Below are 24,992 nucleotides of genomic sequence, written 5' to 3'. Positions count from 1 at the left end.
GCCCCGTTCTCAATCATTCAGTGATGCCGCCGGCAGCGTTGGCCGCCAAAACGGAGATGTCAGCCGCCGAGCGAGCCCTTGGTGGACGGGATCTCGCCCGCCGTCTTGGGATCGATCGCGACCGCCGTCCGCAGCGCCCGCGCCAGACCCTTGAAGCAGGACTCGGCGATATGGTGGCTGTTATCGCCATATAGGGTCTCGACGTGGAGAGTCACGCCGGCGTTGATGGCGAAGGCCTGGAACCACTCGCGCACCAGCTCGGTGTCGAACTCACCAATCTTGTCGCGGGGGAATTCCGCCTTGAACACCAGGAACGGGCGGCCCGAAATATCGATGACCACGCGCGACAGCGTCTCGTCCATGGGCATGTGCACGCCGGCATAGCGGGTGATGCCCGCCATGTTGCCGAGCGCCTGCTTGACCGCCTGGCCGAGCGCGATGCCGGTATCTTCGGTGGTATGGTGGTAATCAATGTGCAGATCGCCAACCGCCTTGACCTTGAGGTCGATGCGGGAATGGCGGGCGAGGAGATCGAGCATATGGTCGAAAAAGCCGATGCCGGTCGCGATATCAGCCACGCCGGTGCCATCGAGGTTCACGGCGACCTCGATGTCGGTTTCCTTGGTCTTGCGCTTGATCGTCGCGGTGCGCATTGAAATGCCGGTTTCCATTCTGGTTTTGGACCGAAAACGCCAGTCTATTAACAGCCAAATGACACCTTCGCTACTGCGGGAACGGCTGTCCGGGCCTCTACTTCTGCCTATGGTGAGTGAAATTCGGCCCGGAACGGCCCGTTGTGCCCTTAGCTGCGACCGCCTAAATCAGGCCCGACAACGAGGGTCATTCATGCAGGATTCCCAGAACAGCTCGCCGGGCTGGCACGGCACCACGATTTTGACCGTCCGCAAGGGCGGCAGGGTGGTGGTCGGCGGCGACGGCCAGGTCTCGATCGGCCAGACCGTGATCAAGTCCAACGCCAAGAAGGTCCGGAAACTGGGCAAGGGCGACGTGATCGGCGGCTTCGCCGGCGCCACCGCCGATGCCTTCACGCTGTTTGAGCGGCTGGAGAGCAAGCTCGAGCAATATCCGGGGCAGCTGACCCGGGCGGCCGTGGAGCTCGCCAAGGACTGGCGCACCGACCGCTATCTGCGGCGGCTGGAGGCCATGATGATCGTGGCCGACAAGGACGTCTCCCTGGTCCTGACCGGCACCGGCGACGTGCTCGAGCCTGAGGCCGGCGTCATGGCGATCGGCTCCGGCGGCAACTACGCCCTCGCCGCGGCCCGCGCCCTGCTCGACACCGACAAGGACGCCGAGACCATCGTCCGCCGCTCCCTCGATATCGCCTCGGAGATCTGCGTCTACACCAACGGCAATTTGACGATTGAGAGTCTGACGGCCGGCTAGGGCGCAGCGCCATTTGTCCGAATGACCATCCGCGCGCTCGGTGCAACCTCTCCCGCTTGCGGGGGAGGTCGGCGCAACGCGCCGGGTGGGGGCTCTCTCCTCTTGGGGACTGTCCCATCGCGGAGACAGCCCTCTCCCCAACCCTCTCCCGCAAGCGGGAGAGGGAGCGCAGCATCGCTCTGGTTGCGCATGATGGCCTCTCACTGCGATGATGCGCGTCCCATGACTCTTGTCCACGACGACATGCGCGATATCCGCACGGCCATCCCCCCAGCCGCCTGGGTCGGCATCGCGCTGCTGCTGCTGGCGTTGCAAGCCTTGATCCTGTTCGCGATGGGGCGCGTGCCGATCTGCACCTGCGGCTACGTCAAGCTCTGGCACGGCGTGGTCAACAGCTCGGAAAATTCGCAGCACATTGCAGACTGGTACACGTTCTCGCACATCCTGCACGGCTTCCTGTTCTACGGCCTGACCTGGCTGCTGTTCGCGCGGCTGCCGTTGCTGACCTTGTCCTGGCCGGCGCGCCTGATCGCCGCCATGCTGATCGAGGGCGCTTGGGAGATCGTCGAGAACTCGCCGTTCATCATCGAGCGCTATCGCGCCGGCACGATCTCGCTGGATTATTTCGGCGACAGCATCGTCAATTCGGTCTCCGACAATCTGTCGATGGTGCTGGGGTTCCTCGCCGCGCGCGTGCTGCCGGCCTGGACCACCGTGCTGGTCGGCCTCGGCTTCGAAATCATGCTCGCGCTTCACATTCGCGACAATCTGACCCTCAATATCCTGATGCTGATCCACCCCATCGACGCCGTGAAACAATGGCAATCGGGTCCGCCGATCATCTGACCTCAAATGCGGCTTGTCCTTGGCCGCCTCCCGCCCTAGCTAGACAGACATGACAGACTTTTCCCCCCGCGAAATCGTTTCCGAACTCGACCGTTTCATCGTCGGCCAGGCCGATGCCAAGCGCGCCGTCTCGATCGCACTGCGCAACCGCTGGCGCAGGCAGCAGCTCGAGGGCTCGCTGCGCGAAGAGGTGTTGCCGAAGAACATTTTGATGATCGGGCCCACCGGCGTCGGTAAGACGGAAATCGCGCGGCGATTGGCAAAACTCGCGAATGCGCCCTTCCTGAAGGTGGAAGCAACGAAATTCACCGAGGTCGGCTATGTCGGCCGCGACGTCGAGCAGATCATCAGGGATCTCGTCGAGGTCGCGATCGCCCAAGTGCGCGAGCGCAAGCGCAAGGACGTGCAGGCCCGGGCGCAGCTCGCCGCCGAGGAGCGCGTGCTCGACGCGCTGGTCGGCGCCAATGCCAGCTCCGCGACGCGGGAATCCTTCCGCAAGAAGCTGCGCGCCGGCGAGTTGAACGACAAGGAAATCGAGATCGAGACGCAATCCTCCGGCAGCGGCATGCCGATGTTCGAGATTCCCGGCATGCCGGGCGCGCAGATGGGCGCGATCTCGATCGGCGACATTTTTGGCAAGCTCGGAGGCCGCAACAAGACGCGGCGGCTCACGGTCGAAGGCTCGCACGAGATCCTCGTCAACGAGGAATCCGACAAGCTGCTGGACACCGATCAGCTCACGCTGGAGGCGATCAGCGCGGTCGAGAACAACGGCATCGTGTTCCTCGACGAGATCGACAAGATCTGCGCCCGCGACGGCCGCGTTGGCGGCGACGTCTCGCGCGAGGGCGTGCAGCGCGATCTCTTGCCGCTGATCGAGGGCACCACGGTCTCGACCAAGCACGGCGCGGTCAAGACCGACCACATCCTGTTCATTGCGTCGGGCGCCTTTCACGTCGCAAAGCCATCCGACCTGCTGCCGGAATTGCAAGGCCGCCTGCCGATCCGCGTCGAGCTGCAGGCGCTGACCCGCGACGACATGCGGCGCATCCTGACCGAGCCGGAGGCCTCGCTGATCAAGCAATATGTTGCGCTGATGCAGACCGAGGGCGTCACGCTCGACATCACCGACAGCGCCGTCGACGCGCTCGCCGACGTCGCGGTCGCCGTCAATTCCACCGTCGAGAACATCGGCGCGCGGCGGCTGCAGACCGTGATGGAGCGGGTGCTGGACGAGATCTCCTTCACCGCCCCCGACCGCAGCGGCGAGACCGTCAAGGTCGACGCCGATTTCGTGCAGAAGCACGTCGGCGACCTCGCCAAGAACGCAGATTTGAGCCGGTTTATTTTGTAATTTCGGGCGGTCGCGCTATGGATGCGGCGTGACCGCACGCATCCTGCAAAACCCCTGGCGCCTCCTGCTCGCGATCAACGCGGCGGTGATTGCCGGCGTGTTCGTTCACAAGATCCAGCTGCCGCCTTACGTCCCCTACATCCATCTCGTCGTCGACTATCATTTCGGCTTCATCAAGCGCGCGCTCATTGGAGCGATCGTCGCGCTGTTCACGGACAAGGTACCGGTGTGGCTGGTGTTCGCGCTCGGCGGGGTGATCTGGCTGGCGACGCTGGCGCTGTATGCAAAGCTGTTTCAGCGAACGTTCGGCCTCACCGCGAAGACACTGCCCATTTTCGTGTTCATCGCGGGGTCGCCGTTCTTCCTGAAGAATTTCATGCACACGCTCGGCCATTTCGACATCTATGGCTGTGCGCTTTCCATCATCCTGCTGCTGATGCCGGCGGGCTCATTGCTGTTCGTGGCGACGGCCGCGCTGTTTGCGGTCATTCTCGTGCTGATCCACCACATTCATCTGCTGATGTACGTGCCGACGATCATCACCATCGTCGTGATCAGGCACTATCTGGCCTATGGCTGCGATCGTGCCAACATCGCGTTCGGCTTCATCGCCCTCGCGATCGTCTCGGCGCTGTTCTTCGCCGCGCAGTTTCTGGGAACGATGCCGATTCCCGAGGCGGACTTCGTCGCATACCTGAAGAGCCGGATGGCCGATCCGTCGCGGACCGATCTCTTGCAGTTCGCCTATATCTGGTACCAGCCACTTTCGAAGGAGGTTTCGGACACCTGGGGCCGGCTGCCGCACAACAGCCTCGGCATTCCCGTGTTCGCGCTGCTGATCTGGCTGCACACGCCGCTGTGGCGCTTCTTCGCCAACCTGATCGGCGCGCTCGCGAGCGAGCTGCACCGCCGCCTCGTCATTGCGGCGCTGATCGGCATCAGCCTCGCTTATCTCGTGATGTTCGCGATGGTGTTCGACTATTCGCGCTGGATCTCGAACTGGGCGGTCTGCATGTTTCTGCTCATGCATGCGGTGAAGATGCTGCCGGCGAAGCGTGAGACGTCGTTGATTCCGGCTGAAGACAGGAAGACCAACATCGTCGGCCTGATCCTCACGCTGATCCCGCGCGTCGGCATCGTGCGGCCGTTTTAAAACCTCGCCCGCCGAATCCGCACATAGAGCGCGCCCTCGCCGCCATGGCCGATCGCCGCCTCTTCAAAACCCACCACGAAGGCGCGGAATTCCGGCAGGCTCAGCCATTCCGGCACCTGACGACGGAGCACGCCGCTTTCACCGCCGCTGCGGCCCTTGCCGGTGATGACCAGGACGAAGGTCAGCCCGTCATGATGGGCGCGGTGCAGGAAGCCGGTGAGGGCACGATGAGCCCGCATCTGGGTCATGCCGTGCAGATCGAGCCGCGCCTCGATCTCGCTGCGCCCGCGCGACAGTTTTGTACGCTCACGCTTGCCGAGCGGCGCCAGCGGCGGCATCGCCGGTTTTGCGACGCGCGGTGCCAGGGCGGCTGCGGTCGGCCGTGATGATGCCGCAACTCGCGTGACCGGCGCTGGTGGTGCAGGCTCTGCGCGCGGCGGGGCATGCGCCTTGACCGCGCGATGCTTCTTCAGCGGCTTGACCTGCCTTGCAACCAGGTCCCATAGCTCGCGCTCCTCCTCGCTGAGCGCACGGCGGCGCGGCGAGGGGCGGGGCTCCAGCACGGGCGGACGGGACGATCGTTTCATTGCTGTCGATGGGGGCGATTCTTCGCGGGCCGCCGGGGCTCGGGCGTGGGCTCGATCACGGGACGCGGCACCGGCAGCGGGATTGGATCCGCGACAGCGACGGTATCACCCTTGCCTTGCGCCACCGCTGCAGCCGGAGCCACCGGCTTAACCGGATCCGTCTGCGGAAACAGTTTTGCGATCTTCTCCGACGGCCGCGGATCCGGCACCGGCAGCTTCGCTGCACGCGCGCTGGGATCGAGGCCCTTCGGCACCAGCATGACGAAGTGCATGGGATGGCGCAGCCGGCCGGAGACGCGGCCGGCATCGGCGCCGGTACCGAAATAGAGATCGGCGCGGGCGGGGCCGATGATCGCCGAGCCGGTATCCTGTGCGATCATCAGGCGATGGAACGGCGTCCTGGCGCGCTCGGACTCGATCGGCAGCTCGCCTTCGATGAAGAACGGCGTGCCATAGACATGCAGCGACTTGTCGACCGCGATCGAGCGTCCCGCCGTCAGCGGAATCCCCTGCGCACCCACCGCCTCGTCCTTGTCCGAGAGATTGACCTCGCGGAAGAAGACATAGGCGCGGTTCGCGCGCCGCAGCTCCTTGGCGCCGTCAGGGTTCTGCGTCATCCACTCCCTGATCTTCTGCATCGACATCTCTTCCCGCGGAATGATGCCGCGCTCGATCAAGATGCGTCCCACGGCCGTGTAGGGATAGCCGTTATAGGAATCATAGTTGAGCCGGAGCGTCGTGCCGTCCTCGAATCTGATCCGCGCCGAGCCCTGGATCTGCGCGAACAGGAGATCGGTCGGGTCCTTCAGCCAGGCAAGCTCCAGCCCGCGGCCGGCGATCTTGCCGTCCTCGATCTCGCCGCGGTCGTAATAGGGCACCAGCTTGCGGCGGCCGATCTTGCGATAGACCGGACCCTTGTTGGGCAGGCTGACCGAGGCCTGATTGTAGCCGCGCACGAACAGGTTCGAGGGCCGGCGATAGACAGGCACATTGTAGACGTCGGTCTGCGTCCGCGATCCCTCCAGCACCGGCTCGTAATAGCCGGTGACGAAACCGTCGGGCTCGCCAAGACGCGAGATCCGCAGCGGCGAGAAATTCTCCTCGAAGAAGGTTTTTGCCTTGGCATCGTCGCCGAGCTCGAGCGATTTGGCGACCTTGCAAGGTTCGCCCAGCGACCCGCCAAGTGCCTTCGACTCAAGCGCCTTCGGCTCGGGCGCGCCGGTCTGCGCGTTGATGGTCTTGCAGCTCGCGCGAAATGTCTTGTAGGCGGCGAGATGGTCGTCGTCGCTCCAGCCCTTCACGTCGGCCCAGGCCAGCGGCAGATATTGCGCGCCTGATATCTCGAACGGCAAGGGGAGCTGCGGATAGGGCAACGCCCGCGGCGGGGCGGCGGGCAGTTGCGGGAGATGACGGTGGTGGCTGCGGTAGTGGCGCCGCGCAGCCTCCGCGCCGAGCGAAAACATCGACAGCACGACGACGCCTGCGCAAAGTGCCGTCGCGCTGTTCTTCAGAAAGACCTTAATTCGCGCTTCCGGTGCCAACCAGCTTCCAGTTCGGATCGCGAGAGGAGGTATCGCGGGCGAAAGTCCAGATATCGGTGATGTCGGCGACCGTGTCGGCGCTGCCGTCGACGATGTTGCCGGCCTTGTCGCGGGTCGCCGAGATCATCTGCGAGACGAAGCGGATCGTCAGCTGAGCGGTGCGGTCGCGCAGCTCGGCGCCGACGAGCTCGGCCTTGTCGATCGAGACGAAGCGCGTCTCGGTCTTCTGCTCGTTCTTCTCGCGCTCCTTGATCGCAGCGTCGAAACTCTCATAGACCTCCGACGACAACAGGTCGCGCAGCGCGCGGCGATCGCCATTGGCGAAGGCCAGCACGATCATCTCATAGGCGCTGCGGGCGCCGGAGATGAAATGGCGAGGATCGAAGGTGGAATCCTTCTCGACGATGGCGTCGAGACCCTGCGCCAGCGTGCTGCCGGGTTCGGCCAGACCCTTCCAGCGATCGGAGGGCGCGGTCGGCTCGACCGTCGGCGCCAGCGGCGTCTGGTCGATCACCTTGCCTGGCATGGTCACGACGTTCTTGTCCTGGGCACCTCCCAGCGCATTGCGGGCAGCAGTATGGTCGAACGGCGGCCGCTCGTTACCCGTGCGCTGCCCCAGCACGCTGCGGAGCCTCAGAAAGATGAAGACCGCCAGCGCCAGGAAGATGATGGTGTAGATGTCCACGTCGTATTCGCTTTCTGGTCTTTCTCGAGAAGGGCCGACTAGAAGGGTCGTCGCCGGGAAAATCGATCCGGCCAGTAGACCGTTCCCCACGGAAACGGCAAGTCTACATCACCATTTATAGGTCCGGGCGTCTGGTCCGTGGGATGTAGGCACGAAATCTTGCCCGGCCAATGGCGCCTTTTGGCACAGCGCGAATTGTAGCGCGTTTTGTGCTTAAGGGGAAACCCGATCGTGCCCGGAAATCGCGCATCTTCAATCGTTTAAGGCGCGATTTCGTCGAAAGGCCGGCTTGAACGTCACAGCTGTGGGCGCGGCCTGGATTCCCCGTCCGGGACCGTTCGTCCTTGTGGAATGAGGCGGCCCTATGTTAGCCAACCGCCGCGAAATTCAGCCCCATTTCGGGTAAGGAGAGACTTTCATGACCAACGGTAACGGCACCCCTCCCGAGGCGGCCCAGGCTCCCCAGCTCAACGTGCTGGCGCAATATACCAAGGACCTCTCGTTCGAAAATCCGAACGCGCCGAGCTCGCTCCAGCAGCAGAGCCAGCCGCCCCAGATCAATATCCAGATCAACGTCAGCGCCAACAACCTCAGCGAAACCGAGTTCGAGGTGACGCTGTCGGTCGAGGGCAAGGCCGAGACCCCGGGCAAGGTGATGTTCTCGTTCGAGCTCGCCTATGCCGGCGTGTTCCGCATCACCAACGTGCCGAAGGAGAACCTGCATCCGCTGGTCATGATCGAGTGCCCGCGCCTGCTGTTCCCGTTCGCCCGCGAGATCATCGCGACTGCCGTGCGCGACGGCGGGTTCCCGCCGCTGATGCTGGACCCGGTCGATTTCGTCGGTCTCTACCGCCAGAACATGGAGCGACAAATGGCCGCTCAGCCGACCGCGGGTCAGGCCTGACCGGCGGGAGGGGCGGCTGGAGCGGGCAAGAACTCGTTCCAGATCGCCTTCTCGCCCATCGTTGCGATGAAGGCCCGATGGGCCTCCCGCTCGGCATCCGACACCCGTGGCGCAAGCGGCACCGGCCGCTGCCGCCGCGGCGTATCGCCCGCGGAGCTGACCCTGATTTCTTCACTCTCCGAAGCCAGCAGCAGCTGGGACTGCCGCGCTCCCACCAGATCGACATAGACTTCGGCCAGCAGCTCGGAGTCGAGCAAGGCGCCGTGCTTGGTGCGGTGTGAATTGTCGATCGCATAGCGCGAGCAGAGATCGTCGAGCCGGTTCGACACGCCCGGATGCTTGCGCCGGGCCAGCAGCAGCGTGTCGACCAGCCGCTCGCGCGGGATCGGGCTACGCTTGATGCGGTCGAGCTCGGCATTGATGAAGCTGATGTCGAAGGAGGCGTTGTGGATCACCAGCGGCGCATCGCCGATGAATTCCAGAAAATCGTCGACGATCTCGTGGAACAGCGGCTTGGTCGAGAGAAACTCGGCCGACAGCCCGTGCACCGCGAACGCTTCCGCCGGCATGTCCCGTTCAGGATTGATGTAGACGTGATAGGTCTGTCCCGTCGGCATGCGGTTGAAAATCTCGACGCAGCCGATTTCGACCAGACGATCGCCGCGGAGCGGATCGAGGCCGGTGGTTTCGGTATCGAGAACGATTTCGCGCATGATTCTGGAATGCCGTTTGGAAGCGGCGAATCAGACTCGCCGTTGCGGCATCTTAACGACCTCGGCCAGGATGTGCGCGATTTGGGCGCGCACCGGTTCAAGTCCGTGTGACGTATCCACCACGAAATCGGCGCGCCGGCGCTTTTCTGCATCCGGCGTCTGCTTGGCGATGATGGCGTCGAGCTTGGCCTCGTCCATCGTGCCGCGTGCCAGCACCCGTTCGCGTTGGACCTCCGGCGAGGTCGAGACCACGACCACCGCGTCGACGCGCTTCTCGCCGCCGGTTTCGAACAGCAGCGGGATATCGAGCACCACGACCGGCGCCTCGGCCGCTTCCGCATCGGCGAAGAATTTCTGCCGGGAGGCGCCGAGCATGGGATGGACGATCTGCTCGAGCTGCTTGATGGCGGCAGGATCGTGCACGACGCGCGCGGACAGTTTTGGACGATCGACCTTGCCGTTCACGGTGGTGCCGGGGAAGGCGGCCTCGATCGCCGGCGCCGCTTCGCCTTCATAAAGCTGATGGACCGCGGCATCGGCGTCGTAGACGGGCACGCCGGCCTCCGCGAATAATTTCGCGGTGGTTGATTTGCCCATCCCGATCGAGCCGGTCAGTCCGAGGATCCGCATCGAGGCCCAGCCTATTGATTGTCTAGACAGCAATTAGCTGTTCGCTCCGCAGGAACGCAAGCAGCGGCAGCAGCGGCAGGCCGAGAATGGTGAAATGGTCGCCCTCGATGCGCTCGAACAGATGGACTCCCAGACCCTCAAGCTGATAGGCGCCGACGCTGGTGGTGACGGCATCGCCGGCGGCGTCGAGATAGGCTGAAAGCTCGGCCTCGGACATTTGCCGCATCGTCATGCGGGCGACCGAGACATCCTCGAAGACAATCTTGCCGTCCCGCGCCACGACCACGGCGGAATTCAGCGCGTGGCTGTTCCCGGCAAGATCCCGCAGCTGCGCCAGCGCCTGCGCGCGGCCGGCGGGCTTGTTGAAGAGACGTTCGCCGAGCGCCAGCGTCTGGTCGGCACCGATGACGTAGCTCCCCGGACGATTGGCCGAGACCGCCTTGGCCTTCTCACCCGCCAGCAGCAGCCCGATTTCGCGCGGGTTCGACAGTTTTGATGCAGCCTGAATGCCGCGCTCGTCGATATCAGCGGTGACGGCCTCGAATTCGAGCCCGGCGTTGGCCAGCAGCATTTTGCGCGCGCTGCTTTGCGAGGCCAGGATCAAGGGAGCTTTGCCGAGCCACAAACCCATCGCAGGCACTTAGTCCGACGGCCGGTTGCGCTGCCGATCGCTGTAGAGCTTCATGATCGCGGCCGCAGTTTCCTCGATCGAGCGCCTGGTGACGTCGAGCAGCGGCCAGTCATGCTTGGCGCTGAGCTTGCGCGCGAACGCGACCTCCTCGGTGACCGATTGCCTGTCGGTATAGGTATCGCTGCCGGAATCGGCCCCCATCGAGAGCAGACGGTTCTGACGGATCTGGATCAGGCGCTCCGGCGTCGCATGCAGGCTCACTACCAGCGGACGTGTCAGCTTCTCCAGTTGCTCGGGAACCGGAATGCCGGGAACGAGCGGCACGTTCGCGGTGCGGATGCCGCGATTGGCCAGATAAATCGAGGTCGGTGTCTTCGAGGTGCGGGACACGCCAACCAGAACCACATCGGCATCGTCGAGGCCTTCGACATGCTGACCGTCGTCATGGATCATCGTGTAGTTCAGCGCGTCGATGCGCTTGAAATATTCCGCGTTGAGGACGTGCTGGGCGCCAACCCGGCCAGTGGTCGCAGCACCGAGATAGGCTTCGAACAGCTGCATCACCGGGCCGATGATCGACAGGCTCGGAACATTGATCTCCTTGCACTTGTCCTCGAGGCGGGAGACCAGATCCTTCTCCAGCAGCGTGAACAGCACGATGCCCGGCGCCTCCTCGATCTCGTCGAGCACGCGGTCGAGCTGCTTCTGGCTGCGCACCAGCGGATAGACATGCTCGACCGGCGTCACGTTCGCGTACTGGGCCGCGACGGCGCGCGCCACTGTAATCAGCGTCTCGCCGGTCGAATCGGAAACGAGGTGCAGATGGAAATAATTGGTCGAGGTCGGCACAAAAACCCTTTGTATGAGGACGGTGTGGTTTGTGGATTTCTGTGGAGCTTAACCCCTCGGAAACGGATGTGCGACACCGGGGGCGGGACAAGTGCCAATTTTCTTCACACCGCTGCCAGTCGGAACAAGTCCGGCGCCTCGCAAAGAGAGAAGTGGGGTTGCGCGGACAACCCCCTTGATAAGCTGCCGACAGAAACGCGCAAGCCCTTGAAGCTGGCCGATTTATCGGATGCCGCCGAGACCATCAGGGATATGTTGATGGATGTGAACAAGCGCGCAAGAACGCGCGGACGGAATTGCGTGAGTCCAATCCACGGTCACTCAGACTCAAACCTTAAGAATCTAAGATTCTAGATTTGAGGAAGGCACACCCGAGGGATATGTGTGCAGGTGAGACCTTAACGAGTTCTTACTATCCCCAGCCCTTTCGAAGGCCGGGTAGCAATCTGGACGCCGGGAATGTTTGAAGACGTCTATCTCTGGATCAAGGCACTGCACGTGATCGCGGTCATCTCCTGGATGGCCGGCATGCTCTATTTGCCGCGGCTGTTCGTCTATCACTGCGAGGCCGAGGTCGGATCGAAGCAGTCGGAAACGTTCAAGGTGATGGAACGCCGGCTGCTAAAGGCCATCATCAACCCCGCCATGATGGTCACCTGGCTGGCCGGGCTTTATCTGGCCTGGTCCGGTCATTGGTTCACATTCGGCTGGCTGCACGTAAAACTGGCACTGGTTCTCGCGATGTCCGCGGTCCACGGCTTTTTTTCCCGCTGGGTCAAGGATTTCGCCGCCGACAGGCGCCCGCGCAGCCAGAAATTCTATCGGATTATCAATGAGGTGCCGACCGTCCTGATGATCGTCATCGTCATCATGGTGATCGTGAAGCCGTTCTAGGCAGCAATCGTGAATGATCGCTCAGCGCTTCGGCTTGCGGAGTGAGAAGCGATTTTCTATATTATCGATATCCCACCCAACGCAGGCGGATGTGGTTGTGTCTGAGCTTTTTTGAAGGCCGGACACCGCATCAGGTTTGAAGCCTCACCGGCACTTAACCTTGCCAGACCTGCGGACCTTACCTTCTCACGTCCGCATTTCAGAGCCTCCTCGCACCCCTCTCCCCCTAAGGTTACCCCACAGGACCACCCCAATGCGGGAAATTAAACTCGAAGACCTCAAGTCCAAGACGCCGGCCGAGCTCGTCTCGTTTGCGGAGGAGAATGGGGTCGAGAACGCCAGCACCATGCGCAAGCAGGAGCTGCTGTTTGCCATCCTCAAGCAGCTCGCGCTCGCCGAAACCGACATCGTCGGCCAGGGCGTCGTCGAGGTGCTCTCCGACGGTTTCGGCTTCCTCCGCTCGCCCGATGCGAATTATCTGCCGGGTCCGGACGACATCTACGTTTCGCCTTCGCAGATCCGCCGCTTCGGGCTGCGCACCGGCGACACCATCGAAGGTCACATCCGCAGCCCGAAAGAGGGCGAGCGCTATTTCGCGCTGCTGAAGGTCAGCACGCTCAATTTCGAGGACCCGGAAAAGGCCAAGCACAAGGTCAATTTCGACAATCTCACGCCGCTGTTCCCGAATCAGCGTTTCCGTATGGAAATCGACGATCCGACGCGGAAAGATCTTTCTGCACGGGTGATCGACATCGTCGCCCCGATCGGCAAGGGCCAGCGCGCACTGATCGTTGCGCCGCCGCGCACGGGTAAAACCGTGCTGATGCAGAACATCGCGCATTCGATCACGCACAATCACCCCGAATGCTATCTGATCGTGCTTCTGATCGACGAGCGTCCGGAAGAAGTCACGGACATGCGGCGTTCGGTGAAGGGCGAGGTCGTGTCCTCGACCTTCGACGAGCCGGCGGTGCGTCACGTCCAGGTCGCCGAGATGGTGATCGAGAAAGCCAAGCGCCTGGTCGAGCACGGCCGGGACGTCGTCATCCTGCTGGATTCGATCACGCGCTTGGGGCGCGCCTACAACACCGTGGTGCCGTCATCCGGCAAGGTGCTGACCGGCGGTGTCGATGCCAACGCGCTGCAGCGCCCGAAGCGGTTCTTCGGTGCCGCCCGCAACATCGAGGAGGGCGGCTCGCTGACCATCATCGCGACCGCGCTGGTCGATACCGGCAGCCGCATGGATGAAGTCATCTTCGAAGAGTTCAAGGGCACCGGTAACTCGGAACTGATCCTCGACCGCAAGGTCTCGGACAAGCGCACCTTCCCGGCGATCGACATCTCGCGGTCCGGCACCCGCAAGGAAGAGCTCATCACCGATCCGCAGGTGCTCAAGAAGATGTACGTGCTCCGCCGCATCCTCAATCCGATGGGCACGATGGACGCGATCGATTTCCTCCTGGACAAGCTGCGCTCGACCAAGAGCAATTCCGAGTTCTTCGACTCGATGAACACCTGAGTGCACTGCAGCATGATACGAAGGGCGCCTTCGGGCGCCCTTTTTGTTGTGCAGCTTTTGCTGCGGGAAAGATGCAGCACGAGAGGCGCCTCGCCCCGTGGGCCCCGTAATTCCTATAATCTATTGATATATTGGAACAATACCTGAAATTAGCGGACGATCTGTTCCGGAAGGACGCAGATTTGCAGCAGAATAGATAATTATGCTGCGACGCAATATGCGTATTTGCTGCAGGATTTGGTGCAGCAAAATCGGCCCCTTGCGGAGCTGAAAACGGGGCGTTTGCCTTTTCGCCGCGAGCCGGACAAATAAGCCATGCACCCGCGGGACCAAACCATCTTTGCGCTGTCGTCCGGCCGCGCGCCGAGCGCGATCGCAGTGGTGCGCGTGTCCGGACCGCAGGCCGGACTTGCGTTGACGACCCTGGCGGGCAAGCTGCCGGCCCCAAGGCAGGCCACCCGCCGGCTGCTCCGTGACGCCGCGAGCCAGCCGATCGACGATGCCGTGGTGCTCTGGTTTCCGGGGCCGGCAAGTGCGACCGGCGAGGACGTCGCCGAATTCCACGTCCATGGCGGCCGCGCGGTGCTGTCGGCGCTGTTCGCGGCTATTTCTCTAATTCCGAATACTCGCGCAGCCGAGCCCGGCGAGTTCACGCGCCGCGCCTTCGAGAACGGTAAGCTCGACCTGACCGAAGCCGAGGGCCTCGACGATCTCATTCACGCCGACACCGACCGCCAGCGCCGCCAGGCGCTGCGCCAGCTGCAAGGCTTGCTCGGCGATCGCGCCCGCGACTGGCGCGAACGTATCATCGAGGCGTCTGCGCTGATCGAGGCCGGCATCGATTTTTCCGATGAGGGCGACGTGCCCGCCGAATTGCGAGCGCCGGCCGTCAAGGCGATCAAGGCGCTGCATGATGAAATTGCAGACGTCCTTGCGGCACAGGGGCATTCTGAACGTCTGCGCGACGGCCTGGTAGTTGCCATCGCGGGCGCGCCGAATGTCGGCAAGTCAACGCTGATCAACCAGCTCGCGCGCCGCGAGGTGGCGATCGTCTCACCGTATGCCGGCACCACGCGCGACGTGATCGAGGTGCAGCTCGATCTCGACGGCTATCCTGTCACGGTGATCGACACTGCGGGAATTCGCGAGACCGACGATCCGGTCGAGCAGGAGGGGGTGCGGCGGGCCAGGGCACGCGCCGAGGACGCCGACCTTGTGCTGTGGCTGGTCGAGGCGAAGCAGGCCATTGCGCCGGACGCGATGCACTCGATTCGGAGCTCCGGGAGCGGCGGCGATCGCTCCGCTGGCCCGATCTGGGTCGTCCGCAACAAGATGGATCTTGGTGGCGCCGCGCCGGTGCCGGCTGGCAAGTTCGGCATCTCGGCGAGCCGAGGGGATGGAATCCCCGAATTGATCGAGGCCGTCGTCACATTCGCGGCCGGGTTTTTCGGAACCGGCGAGGGCGCAATGGTGACCCGGGCGCGCCAGCGGGATCTGTTAGTTCGGGCCTCGGACAGCTTGCGCCGGAGTCTGGAGCTTGTAGAAGAGGGCGAAGAGCTAGCCGCCGAAGAGCTGCGCGCCGCCGCCTATGCCTTGGGACGGTTGTTGGGCCGGGTAGACGTCGAGGACGTCCTTGGAGCCATTTTCCAGAAGTTCTGCATCGGGAAATAGGGCTAGTTCTTCAATGTAGGACTAGCGCTTGTTCCACTGCTTGCTGTTTCACGTGAAACGGGGCGGGTTCCATATTGTTTCACGTGAAACGCCCGGGATCCAGCCCCTCCTTGCGAAGAGGCGGAGCAGACCGGCTGCAGGCTGGGCGGGTCTGTGATTGCCTCGCTCCAATCGCAATGACAGCGTCCCTGTCTGGCAATTTACCGCCCTGTAGAACGCGACTCTCGCTGCCGCTCATCGCCCTGTCTCGTTTCACGTGAAACAGCGGCTCCTTCAACGCCATCTCTACTGTGCATGGGGTTGTTTTCGAAAATCGGGTCTGGTCCTGGCGACCGCTCCTGTTTCACGTGAAACACCCGACTCGCCAGTTTCCACTTCCGGCTTTTTCCGCTCTGGGCTAGAAGTCCTCCCATGCGAACAGACCGAGCGAGTTTCGACGTCATCGTCATCGGCGGCGGCCACGCCGGCTGTGAGGCCGCTTCTGCGTCTGCCCGCATGGGCGCGGCGACTGCTCTCGTGACGCACCGTTTCTCCACCGTGGGCGCGATGTCCTGCAATCCCGCCATCGGCGGTCTCGGCAAGGGCCATCTGGTCCGCGAAGTCGACGCGCTCGATGGTCTGATGGGCCGCATGGGCGATGCCGGCGGCATCCAGTTTCGGGTTCTGAACCGCCGGAAGGGTCCCGCTGTGCGTGGTCCCCGGGCCCAAGCCGATCGGAAGCTCTATGCCGTCGCCACGCAGACCGCGATCCGAGAGACCACAGGTCTCTCCGTGATCGAGGGCGAGGCCGACGAGTTGATCGTGGTCGATGGTCGCGTGAGCGGATTGCGCCTGGCGGACGGCCGGGAGCTTCGGGCAGGGGCCGTCGTCGTCACCACCGGCACCTTCCTGCGCGGTCTGATTCATCTCGGCGAGAAGAATTGGCCCGCCGGCCGGGTCGGGGAGGCCCCCGCGATGGGTCTTTCGGCCTCCTTCGAGCGAGCCGGCTTCACCTTGGGACGGCTCAAGACCGGTACGCCGCCCCGTCTGGACGGCAGCACAATCGACTGGTCTGCGGTCGAGATGCAGCCGGGAGACGAGCCGCCGGAGCCGTTCTCGGTCATGACCGAGCGGATCACGACCCCGCAGATCCAGTGCGGGATCACCCGGACGACCTCCGCGACTCATGAGGTGATCCGGGCCAACGTCCATCGCTCTCCGATGTACTCCGGCCAGATCAAAAGCTCCGGTCCGCGCTACTGCCCCTCGATCGAGGACAAGATCGTCCGCTTCGGCGACCGCGACGGCCACCAGATCTTCCTGGAGCCGGAAGGGCTCGACGACAGCACGGTCTATCCCAACGGCATCTCGACCTCGCTGCCGGAGGAGGTTCAGCTCGCGATCCTTGCCACCATCCCCGGCTTGGAGCGGGTGAGGATGGTCCGTCCCGGCTACGCCATCGAATACGACCACATCGATCCCCGCGAGCTCGATCCGACCCTCCAGACCAAGCGTTTGCGCGGTCTCTTCCTGGCCGGACAGATCAACGGCACCACCGGCTACGAGGAAGCCGCCGGGCAGGGTATCGTGGCCGGCCTGAACGCCGCACTCTACGCCAGCGGCACCGCGCTGACGGTGTTCGATCGTGCAGACGGCTATCTCGGCGTCATGATCGACGACCTCGTCACCCGCGGGATCAGCGAGCCCTATCGGATGTTCACCTCGCGGGCCGAGTACCGGCTGACCTTGCGGGCCGATAATGCCGATCAGCGCCTGACCGAGAAGGGGATCGCGCTGGGCTGCGTCGGCAGTGACCGGACCCGATTCCACCGAACCAAGATGGATGCCCTGAACGCGGCCCGGGCGCTCTCGAAGTCTCTGACCATCACCCCGAACGAAGCGATCAAGCACGGACTGTCCTTGAACCGGGATGGTCAGCGCCGCTCGGCGTTCGAGCTGATGGCCTATCCGGAGATCGGCTGGAGCCAGGTCCGTGCGATCTGGCCGGAGCTGTCGGCTATTGATCCTGTCATCGCGACCCATCTCGAGATCGACGCCAAGTACGACGTCTATCTGGAGCGCCAGAGCGCCGACGTCGAAGCCTTCCGGCGTGACGAGGGGATGGTGCTGTCGGAGGTCGACTACCAGCAGGTCCCCGGTCTCTCCAATGAAGTCCGCGCCAAGCTGGAGAAGGCGCGTCCGTTCACGGTCGGCCAGGCCGGCCGGATCGACGGCATGACGCCGGCGGCGCTTGGTATTCTCGCGGCCTACCTCCGGCGCGAGGCGCGAAAGTCGTCCAAGGCCATTGCATAGGCGTTTTCACGTGAAACAACGCGGCGGAGACAGACCGCTATCCCGACGATCCGGAACGGAGGAGGGCCCCGTTCGTCGATCGGACCCACCGCCGGCCAAACCGAAGCTCGACAAGGCCAGCGCCAACGACCACGCGCTCGATTCCATCATCGACGCCGACAAGCGCGAGGCGCTCAAGCTCGCGCCGGTTTCGCGTGAAACCGAGGAACGCCTCGATCGCTACATCGCGCTGCTCCGGGAGTGGCAGGCCAAGACCAATCTCGTCGCGCCCTCGACCTTGCCGAACCTCTGGACCCGGCACATCGCCGACTCGCTTCAGCTCGTCGATCTCGCGCCAACTGCAACGCGCTGGGCGGACCTCGGCAGCGGCGGCGGTTTTCCCGGTGTCGTGCTTGCCTGCGCCATGGCCGGCAAGCCCGACGGCCGCGTTCATCTGGTCGAGCGAATCGCCAAGAAGACCGCGTTTTTGCGCGAAGCGATCCGCGTCACCACATCTCCGGGAGTCGTACATCTGGCTGAGATCGGGGATAATGTGGATAGAATCACCGGCCCCGTCGATTGCGTCACCGCGCGTGCGCTGGCTCCGCTACATCAACTCATCGGCTTTGCGAAGCCGCTGCTGCGCCAGGGTGCAAAAGCGTTGTTTCTCAAGGGTCAAGATGTAGAGGCTGAATTGACCGAAGCCGCTAAATATTGGAATATTCAACCGCAGCTCCACCAAAGCCGCACAGGCGACGGTTGGATCGTCGAGCTGGCTTCGGTTGAACGGCGCGGGTGAGGCGTTCAGGGGTTGAGTTGGGGAATTTGCGATGAGCGTGATTGACGAGCCGCAGCAAGAACAGACCGCAGACGTCCCGCAAGGGCATCCGCGCATCCTGGCGCTGGCGAATCAGAAGGGCGGCGTGGGCAAAACAACCACGGCGATCAACCTCGGCACGGCGCTCGCTGCGATTGGCGAGCGTGTCCTGATCGTCGATCTCGATCCGCAGGGCAACGCCTCCACCGGTCTCGGCATCGATCGCCGCAACCGGAGCTGCTCGACCTATGACGTCCTGATCGGCGAAGCCGCCTTGCGCGAAGCCGTGGTCTCGACCGCAGTGCCGCGGCTGCACATCGCGCCGTCCACCATGGATCTCTCCGGCCTCGAGCTCGAGCTCGGCACCACGCCCGGCCGCGCCTTCAAGCTGCGCGATGCGATCGGCGCGCTCAACAACAACGTCTCGCCGGACGCCGACTACACCTATGTGCTGATCGACTGCCCGCCCTCGCTCAATTTGCTCACGGTGAATGCGATGGCCGCGTCGGATGCGATCCTGGTGCCGTTGCAGTGCGAGTTCTTCGCGCTCGAAGGTCTGTCGCAATTGCTGCAGACGGTTGAGCAGGTCCGCTCGACGCTCAATCCGAATTTGTCGATCCACGGCATCGTGCTGACCATGTTCGACTCGCGCAACAACCTCTCGAACCAGGTCGTCGCCGACGTCCGTCAGTTCATGGGAGAGAAGGTCTACAAGACCATGATCCCGCGCAACGTGCGCATCTCGGAAGCGCCGTCCTACGGCAAGCCGGTGTTGGTCTACGATCTCAAATGCGTCGGCAGCGAAGCGTATTTGCGGCTTGCCACCGAAGTGATCCAGCGCGAGCGCGAGCTGCGCGTTACGCATTGAGGGTGCCGTAGGGTGGGCAAAGGCGTCTTCGCCGTGCCCACCATCTTCCGCGTCTGGTGGGCACGCTTGGCTGCCCACTCTACAAGAATTCAGTTCTGGAGTGCTGCAGCGTGAATCCAAGGGAGCTGGCGATGGCCGACGAAGCGCGTTCGCGACTAGGCCGGGGTCTTGCAAGTCTGATCGGTGACGTCGGCGGCGAGGCGCAGCATGTCGATCGTCCGCGCGCGCAGCGCAAGGTGCCGATCGAATTCATCAAGGCCAATCCGCGCAATCCGCGTCGGACGTTTTCGGACACCGAGCTCAAGGAGCTCAGCGAGTCCATCAAGCAGCACGGCGTGATCCAGCCGATCGTGGTGCGCCCGGTGAAGGGCGCACAGGATCGCTTCGAGATCATCGCGGGCGAACGGCGCTGGCGCGCCTCGCAGATGGCCGGCCTGCACGAAGTGCCGATTGTGCCGGTCGACATCAGCGACAGCGATGCGCTGGAATTCGCGATCGTCGAGAATGTGCAGCGCGAAGATCTCAATCCGATGGAAGAGGCGCAAGGCTATCACGCGCTCGCCAACGAATTCAAACGCAGCCAGGACGACATCGCAAAGGTTGTCGGCAAGAGCCGCAGCCACGTCGCCAACATGATGCGGTTGACCAAGCTGCCGGCCGAGGTCCAGGCCTTCATCGCGACCGGTGAATTGACGGCGGGTCACGCCCGCGCGCTGATCGGCGTCCCCGATCCGCTCGCCGCAGCCAAGCGCATCGTTGAGGAAGGCCTCAACGTCCGTCAGGCCGAAGCGCTCGCGCATGAAGAGGGCGTGCCGGAGCGCAAGCCGCAGAAGGCGCGAGCGACCGGGGGGAAGGAAAAGGACCCCGATACGATCGATCTGGAAAAGCGCGTCAGCGATGCGCTGGGCCTCAAGGTCACCGTCAATCACCGCGATCCCGGCGGTTCGGTCCAGATCAACTACCGCAACCTCGATCAGCTTGACGAGGTGATGAAGCGGCTTGCCAAGGGCGCCGTGTAGGCGCGCCCACGCTCCATCACCCTCACCCTGAGGTGGCCGCTTCTTCAGCGGCCCTCGAAGGGCGACGGCCCGGCTGTATCTCGGCCGTTCATCCTTCGAGGCTCCTCATGGGACGCGATGCGTCCCATGCCTCGCACCTGCCGGATTTGGCGAATCGTTCCGTCATGACGAACACATCTCTTTTCACGTCGTCATTGCGAGCGCAGCGAAGCAATCCAGAATCCCTCTGTGGAGAGATTCTGGATTGCTTCGTCGCAAGAGCTCTTCGCAATGACGTGGAGAGAGCGGGCGCTATCCCCGCCGCTTTGCATTCACAGCGATTGCCATCAGCGTGCGCTGGGCGATGGCGGCGGCGAGCGTGGATTGCTTGCGGGTGTCGAGCGCGGCGGTGGCGAGCTGCTCGATGATGGCGGTGAGGCGCGCCACGCTGAAATTGCGCAGCGCCGTCTCGACCATTGGCTTTCGTGAAAAATGCAAGCGCGGAAAACCGCCGTCGAGCACGGCGGAGGCAGGCTGGCCGTCCGCGATGGCGAGTGCCGATTTGTGCAGCCATGCGGCCTGGCGCTGGGCGGCGGAAATGATCACGCCGGGATAGGTGCCGGCGATCATCGCCTTTGCAAATTCGGTCTCGACGATATCGGGCCGGCCGGCGAAGGCGCCATCCACAATCGGATCGAGCTTCAGCTCGGATGCATCGGCAACCACGGACATCACATCGTCGAGCGTGATCTCGCCTTTGCCATGGGCGTAGAGGGTGAGCTTGCGCAGCTCGTTGCGCGAGGCCTGGCGGTCGCCGCCGAGGAACGACATCAGCGCCGCGCGGGCATCCTGCGCGATCCGCAAGTTTGCGATGCGGAGCTCGTCTTCCATCAGCTTGGCGAGATCGCGCTCGGTGTCGGGATAGCAGCCGATCGCGACTGCCGTCCTGGCCTTCTCGCAGGCCTTGCGCAGCGGTGATTCCGGCCGCAGCTCCCCGGCCTCGATCACGATGCGGCAATCCTTCACGTTCATCTCGGCGAGCGTGTCGACGCCGCTGGCAAAGCTGCGCGATCCCGCGCGGATGCGGATGGCGCGGCGGCCGCCGAACAGCGGCACCGTCATGGCTTCATCGACGAGGCGCGAGGGCTCGGCGGAGAGCTCGTCGCCGTCGAGCTTGACCATCGCAAACGGGTCGTTGGGATCGTCGACGGCGGAGGCAATCAGGGCATCCGCGCGCTCGCGCACGAGACCGGCGTCAGGACCGTAAAGCAGGATGATGGGACGGCCCGCGTCGGGGCGGGCAAGGAAGGCGTCGATCTCTTTTCCGCGCAGCGCGACCATTTCGCCCCGGAATGACAGGCGTGAATCAGGTGCCCGCGGTGAAGAACGAGGCGAGCCGGGTGGCGATGTTCTCGGCGATCTCGTTGGCGGCACGGTCCTCCGCATCGCGCAGGGCGCGGTTGCGGGCGAAGCGCTGGTAGGAGCCGGGCATGTCGTAGGACACGCGCGAGAACGTGGTGCCGGTCATCACCGACCTGCCGCTTGCAATCTCGATCAGATTGTACTGGCAATCGATGCCGTAATTTTCACTCGTTGGCAGAGCGGTGCTGGGATCGACGATCAGTGACGATCGGCCGCCGTTGAAGCGGATCACCAGACGATGGGTCGGCGGCATGCCGGTGGCCGTGCCGTAGAGCTTGAAGGCGAGGGCGTTACGGACCTCGACGCCGACGCGGGCCTCGCGGGAGGCGTTAGCCTTGTCGATCGGCGGCAGATCGACGCCCATCAGCTTTTCGCGGAGGCCGGGGGTGCCGTCGGCGCGCTCGGCATACATCGGCTGGAAGCAGCCAGCCGTCAGGGCCGCCAGAGCGGCGACCGCCAGCAAGCGGGCTGCGATGCGGATCCTAGCCGACAACATTCACGATCCTCTTGGGGACGATGATCACCTTGCGGACGGGCTTGCCGTCCAGGGCCAGCTTTACCGCATCGAGGGCCAAAACGGCAGCCTCGATTTCCGGATTCTGGGCCGCTGTTGCAACTGTGACCTCACCCCGCTTCTTACCGTTGACCTGGACCACCAGGGTCACGCTGTCTTCAACCAGCAAATCGCGTTCGATTTGGGGCCAATTGGCCTCCGAAACCAGCCCACTATGGCCCAGAACCTGCCAGCACTCCTCGGCCAGATGCGGCATCATCGGGGAGAACAGCTGGACCAGGATCTGGCTAGCCTCCCGGATCGCCCAGGCGAGGTCAGCGGCCGGCTTCTCGGAGCGCTGCAGCACCTCCGAAAACGCGTTGGCGAATTCACGGATATGGGCGAGGCAGACGTTGAAGTGCAGCCGCTCGATGCCGGTCGTGACCTTGTCGAGCGCGCCGTGGGCGGCCTTGCGCAAGGCCGTAGCATCCTCGCTAAACGAACCCGGCCGCGCCGCCGGGGCAGCCTTGTCGAGTTCCTTGCCGAGTTCCGCGGCGTCGTTCACCAGCCGCCACAGCCGCTGCACGAAGCGCGAGGCGCCCTGGACGCGCTCGTCGCTCCAGATCACGTCGCGGTCCGGCGGGGAGTCCGACAGCATGAACCAGCGGGCGACGTCGGCGCCATAGGTCGCGATGATATCGTCCGGGTCGACCGTATTCTTCTTCGACTTCGACATCTTCTCGATCGGACCGATCGTGACCTCCTCGCCGGTCGCGAGCAGCGTCGCGCGGCGTCCGTTGCCGCCGACCTCGATCTTCACCTCGGCCGGCTGCACCCAGGTGCCGTCGGCCTTATGGTAGGTCTCATGCACCACCATGCCCTGCGTGAACATGCCGGCGAACGGCTCGTCCAGCGCGAGGTGCCCGGTCGCCTTCATGGCGCGGGTGAAGAAGCGGCTGTAGAGCAGATGCAGGATCGCGTGCTCGACGCCGCCGATATATTGGTCGACCGGCAGCATCCGGTTGGCGACGGCGGGCGTGGTCGGCGCGGTCTCGTTCCAGGGATCGGTGAAGCGCGCAAAATACCAGGACGAATCCACGAAGGTGTCCATGGTGTCAGTTTCGCGCTGCGCCTTGCCGCCGCATTTCGGGCAGGTGACGTGCTTCCAGGTCGGGTGATGGTCGAGCGCGTTGCCCGGCTTGTCGAAGCTGACATCCTCCGGCAGCACCACCGGCAGGTCGGCATCCGGCACCGGGACCACGTCGCATTTCGGACAGTGGATCACCGGAATCGGGCAGCCCCAATAGCGCTGGCGCGAAATGCCCCAGTCGCGCAGGCGGAAATTGACCTGACGCTCGGCGACCGGCGCGTTGCCGCGCAGCTCGCTCTCCAGGCGCTTTGCGACTTCGTCCTTGGCCTGATCGATCGTCATGCCGTCAAGGAAGCGCGAATTGATCATGCGGCCGTCACCGTCATAGGCGGTGTCGGTGATGACAAAGGTCTTGGGATCCTGACCCTCCGGGCACACCACCGGCGTATTGCCGAGAGCGTATTTGTTGACGAAATCGAGGTCGCGCTGGTCGTGCGCGGGACAGCCGAAGATGGCGCCGGTGCCGTATTCCATCAGCACGAAATTGGCGACATAGACCGGCAGCTTCCAGCTCGGGTCGAACGGATGCACCGCGCGGATGCCGGTGTCGAAACCCTGCTTCTCCGCGGTGTCGATGATCGACTGCGCGGTACCGATCTTCTTGATGTCGGCGATGAACTCGGCAAGCTTCGGGTTCTTCGCGGCAGCCGCCTGCGCCAGCGGATGATCCGCCGAAATCGCCATGAATTTCGCGCCGAACAGCGTGTCTGGCCGCGTCGTGAAAATCTTCAGCTCGCTCTCGCCTTCAGGCGTCGTCGCAGCATCCAGCGCGAAGCGGATCAGGAGGCCCTCGGAGCGGCCGATCCAGTTGCGCTGCATCAGGCGCACCTTGTCCGGCCAGCGGTCCAGACCATCCAGCGCCGACAGCAGCTCCTGCGAGTACTTCGTAATCTTGAAGACCCACTGGCTCATTTCCCGTTGTTCGACAACGGCGCCCGAGCGCCAGCCGCGGCCGTCGATCACCTGCTCGTTGGCGAGCACGGTCATGTCGACCGGATCCCAGTTCAGCTTGCGCTTCTCGCGTTCGGCGAGGCCGGCGGCGAGCATGTCGAGGAACAACTTCTGCTGATGCTTGTAGTAGCTGGGATCGCAGGTCGCGAATTCGCGTGACCAGTCCAGCGACAGCCCGATCGAGCGGAGCTGCTTCTTCATCGCGGCGATGTTGTCGTAGGTCCAGGCTTTCGGCGCGACCTTGCGCTCGATGGCGGCGTTCTCGGCCGGCAGGCCGAACGCGTCCCAGCCCATCGGATGCAGCACGTTGAACCCCTTGGCGCGCATGAAGCGTGCCAGCACGTCGCCGAGCGTGTAGTTGCGGACGTGGCCGATATGGATGCGCCCCGAGGGGTAGGGGAACATCTCGAGCACATAATATTTCGGCCGCGAATCGTCGTTCTTGGAGACGAAGATCGCCTGCTGGTCCCAGGCGGCCTGCCAGCGCGGTTCGGATTCGCGGGCGTTATAGCGTTCGGAGGTCATGGAATCGTTGGGTTTTCGTGGTTTCGGCCGCGTGAAGAGGCCGGACTAGGCCATAGAAGTCCTCGGGGGGTCAATGGGTTGCCGCTGCCCGAGGCACCCCGCATGACTGCTCC

The 24,992-nt window shown here is 63.7% G+C and carries 23 protein-coding genes; 12 read left to right on the top strand and 11 right to left on the bottom strand.

The features are described 5' to 3' along the window. Positions 1-59 precede the first annotated feature (59 nt). On the bottom strand, positions 60-653 hold the full coding sequence (gene hisB / locus HYH08_RS25730; protein WP_220012634.1) for an imidazoleglycerol-phosphate dehydratase HisB: 594 nt from the start codon (positions 651-653) through the stop codon (positions 60-62). 193 nt (positions 654-846) lie between these two features. Between hisB and hslV the strand changes: the two genes are divergently transcribed. The 4 genes from hslV to HYH08_RS25710 all read left to right on the top strand — a co-directional run bounded on the left by hslV (position 847) and on the right by HYH08_RS25710 (position 4,760). Then, the gene (gene hslV / locus HYH08_RS25725; RefSeq protein ID WP_220012633.1) at positions 847-1,407 is read left to right on the top strand and encodes an ATP-dependent protease subunit HslV; all 561 of its coding nucleotides are present in this window, start codon (positions 847-849) and stop codon (positions 1,405-1,407) included. Positions 1,408-1,650: 243 nt separating this feature from the next. Then, positions 1,651-2,253: a DUF2585 domain-containing protein gene (locus HYH08_RS25720; RefSeq protein ID WP_220012731.1), complete on the top strand. Its 603-nt coding sequence runs from the start codon at positions 1,651-1,653 to the stop codon at positions 2,251-2,253. Positions 2,254-2,302: 49 nt separating this feature from the next. Beyond that, a complete protein-coding gene (gene hslU / locus HYH08_RS25715; RefSeq protein ID WP_220012632.1) occupies positions 2,303-3,607 on the top strand; it encodes an ATP-dependent protease ATPase subunit HslU in 1,305 nt (434 codons plus the stop codon). 28 nt (positions 3,608-3,635) lie between these two features. After that, on the top strand, positions 3,636-4,760 hold the full coding sequence (locus HYH08_RS25710) for a hypothetical protein (RefSeq protein WP_220012631.1): 1,125 nt from the start codon (positions 3,636-3,638) through the stop codon (positions 4,758-4,760). Here HYH08_RS25710 and HYH08_RS25705 read toward each other — a convergent pair. Genes HYH08_RS25705 through HYH08_RS25695 form a run of 3 tightly spaced genes read right to left on the bottom strand, consistent with a single transcriptional unit; the run spans position 4,757 to position 7,573 of the window. Continuing rightward, positions 4,757-5,347 (bottom strand): Smr/MutS family protein, encoded by a 591-nt coding sequence (locus tag HYH08_RS25705; protein WP_220012630.1) that lies wholly within the window; start codon positions 5,345-5,347, stop codon positions 4,757-4,759. The two genes, HYH08_RS25710 and HYH08_RS25705, sit on opposite strands and share 4 nt — an antisense overlap. Further along, a complete protein-coding gene (gene mltA, locus HYH08_RS25700) occupies positions 5,344-6,888 on the bottom strand; it encodes a murein transglycosylase A (RefSeq protein ID WP_220012629.1) in 1,545 nt (514 codons plus the stop codon). The genes HYH08_RS25705 and mltA overlap by 4 nt, the downstream gene beginning before the upstream one ends. Beyond that, positions 6,866-7,573: a Tim44/TimA family putative adaptor protein gene (locus tag HYH08_RS25695; RefSeq protein ID WP_220012628.1), complete on the bottom strand. Its 708-nt coding sequence runs from the start codon at positions 7,571-7,573 to the stop codon at positions 6,866-6,868. The genes mltA and HYH08_RS25695 overlap by 23 nt, the downstream gene beginning before the upstream one ends. 418 nt (positions 7,574-7,991) lie before the next feature. On the opposite strand from HYH08_RS25695, the gene secB reads away from it, so the two are divergent. Continuing rightward, positions 7,992-8,477 (top strand): protein-export chaperone SecB, encoded by a 486-nt coding sequence (secB, locus tag HYH08_RS25690; protein ID WP_220012627.1) that lies wholly within the window; start codon positions 7,992-7,994, stop codon positions 8,475-8,477. On the opposite strand, the gene dnaQ is transcribed toward secB, so the two are convergent. Genes dnaQ through HYH08_RS25670 form a run of 4 tightly spaced genes read right to left on the bottom strand, consistent with a single transcriptional unit; the run spans position 8,468 to position 11,300 of the window. Continuing rightward, positions 8,468-9,190 carry a DNA polymerase III subunit epsilon gene (gene dnaQ, locus HYH08_RS25685; RefSeq protein WP_220012626.1) on the bottom strand — a complete coding sequence of 241 codons (723 nt, stop codon included), beginning with the start codon at positions 9,188-9,190 and terminating at the stop codon, positions 8,468-8,470. The two genes, secB and dnaQ, sit on opposite strands and share 10 nt — an antisense overlap. A gap of 30 nt (positions 9,191-9,220) precedes the next feature. Next, positions 9,221-9,820, bottom strand: a complete 600-nt coding sequence (gene coaE, locus HYH08_RS25680; RefSeq protein WP_220012625.1) for a dephospho-CoA kinase — start codon at positions 9,818-9,820, stop codon at positions 9,221-9,223. 22 nt (positions 9,821-9,842) lie between these two features. After that, on the bottom strand, positions 9,843-10,451 hold the full coding sequence (locus HYH08_RS25675; RefSeq protein WP_220012624.1) for a Maf family protein: 609 nt from the start codon (positions 10,449-10,451) through the stop codon (positions 9,843-9,845). A 9-nt stretch (positions 10,452-10,460) separates the two neighbouring features. Continuing rightward, positions 10,461-11,300, bottom strand: a complete 840-nt coding sequence (locus tag HYH08_RS25670; protein ID WP_220012623.1) for a pyruvate, water dikinase regulatory protein — start codon at positions 11,298-11,300, stop codon at positions 10,461-10,463. Between the two features lie 459 nt (positions 11,301-11,759). Here HYH08_RS25670 and hemJ point away from each other — a divergent pair, with 459 nt between their 5' ends. The 7 genes from hemJ (at position 11,760) to HYH08_RS25635 (ending at position 20,359) form a co-directional block, all read left to right on the top strand. Then, on the top strand, positions 11,760-12,194 hold the full coding sequence (hemJ, locus tag HYH08_RS25665) for a protoporphyrinogen oxidase HemJ (protein ID WP_220012622.1): 435 nt from the start codon (positions 11,760-11,762) through the stop codon (positions 12,192-12,194). Positions 12,195-12,447: 253 nt separating this feature from the next. Beyond that, entirely contained in the window at positions 12,448-13,713 is a 1,266-nt protein-coding gene (gene rho, locus HYH08_RS25660; RefSeq protein ID WP_220012621.1) for a transcription termination factor Rho, read from the top strand. 315 nt (positions 13,714-14,028) lie between these two features. Next, on the top strand, positions 14,029-15,384 hold the full coding sequence (mnmE, locus tag HYH08_RS25655) for a tRNA uridine-5-carboxymethylaminomethyl(34) synthesis GTPase MnmE (RefSeq protein WP_220012620.1): 1,356 nt from the start codon (positions 14,029-14,031) through the stop codon (positions 15,382-15,384). A gap of 411 nt (positions 15,385-15,795) precedes the next feature. Then, positions 15,796-17,676, top strand: a complete 1,881-nt coding sequence (gene mnmG / locus HYH08_RS25650) for a tRNA uridine-5-carboxymethylaminomethyl(34) synthesis enzyme MnmG (RefSeq protein WP_220012619.1) — start codon at positions 15,796-15,798, stop codon at positions 17,674-17,676. A gap of 145 nt (positions 17,677-17,821) precedes the next feature. Next, a complete protein-coding gene (rsmG, locus tag HYH08_RS25645) occupies positions 17,822-18,454 on the top strand; it encodes a 16S rRNA (guanine(527)-N(7))-methyltransferase RsmG (protein WP_349631464.1) in 633 nt (210 codons plus the stop codon). Between the two features lie 31 nt (positions 18,455-18,485). Next, complete coding sequence (locus tag HYH08_RS25640; RefSeq protein ID WP_220012618.1) at positions 18,486-19,340, top strand: ParA family protein; 855 nt, start codon at positions 18,486-18,488, stop codon at positions 19,338-19,340. 131 nt (positions 19,341-19,471) lie between these two features. Further along, complete coding sequence (locus HYH08_RS25635; RefSeq protein WP_220012617.1) at positions 19,472-20,359, top strand: ParB/RepB/Spo0J family partition protein; 888 nt, start codon at positions 19,472-19,474, stop codon at positions 20,357-20,359. 291 nt (positions 20,360-20,650) lie between these two features. Here the strand turns inward: HYH08_RS25635 and holA are convergent, their stop codons facing one another. The 3 genes from holA to leuS are packed head-to-tail and all read right to left on the bottom strand — an operon-like array spanning position 20,651 to position 24,879. Next, positions 20,651-21,679 carry a DNA polymerase III subunit delta gene (gene holA / locus HYH08_RS25630; RefSeq protein WP_220012616.1) on the bottom strand — a complete coding sequence of 343 codons (1,029 nt, stop codon included), beginning with the start codon at positions 21,677-21,679 and terminating at the stop codon, positions 20,651-20,653. Between the two features lie 25 nt (positions 21,680-21,704). Further along, on the bottom strand, positions 21,705-22,256 hold the full coding sequence (locus HYH08_RS25625) for an LPS assembly lipoprotein LptE (RefSeq protein WP_220012615.1): 552 nt from the start codon (positions 22,254-22,256) through the stop codon (positions 21,705-21,707). Continuing rightward, positions 22,243-24,879, bottom strand: a complete 2,637-nt coding sequence (leuS, locus tag HYH08_RS25620) for a leucine--tRNA ligase (protein ID WP_220012614.1) — start codon at positions 24,877-24,879, stop codon at positions 22,243-22,245. Before leuS ends, HYH08_RS25625 begins: the two co-directional genes overlap by 14 nt. Positions 24,880-24,992: the final 113 nt, after the last annotated feature.

This window comes from Bradyrhizobium sp. BR 10289 (assembly GCF_019455385.1).
Lineage (GTDB): Bacteria > Pseudomonadota > Alphaproteobacteria > Rhizobiales > Xanthobacteraceae > Bradyrhizobium.
The sequence above is the reverse complement of the archived record's forward strand: the minus strand, read 5'-3'. Positions and strand labels throughout refer to the sequence as shown.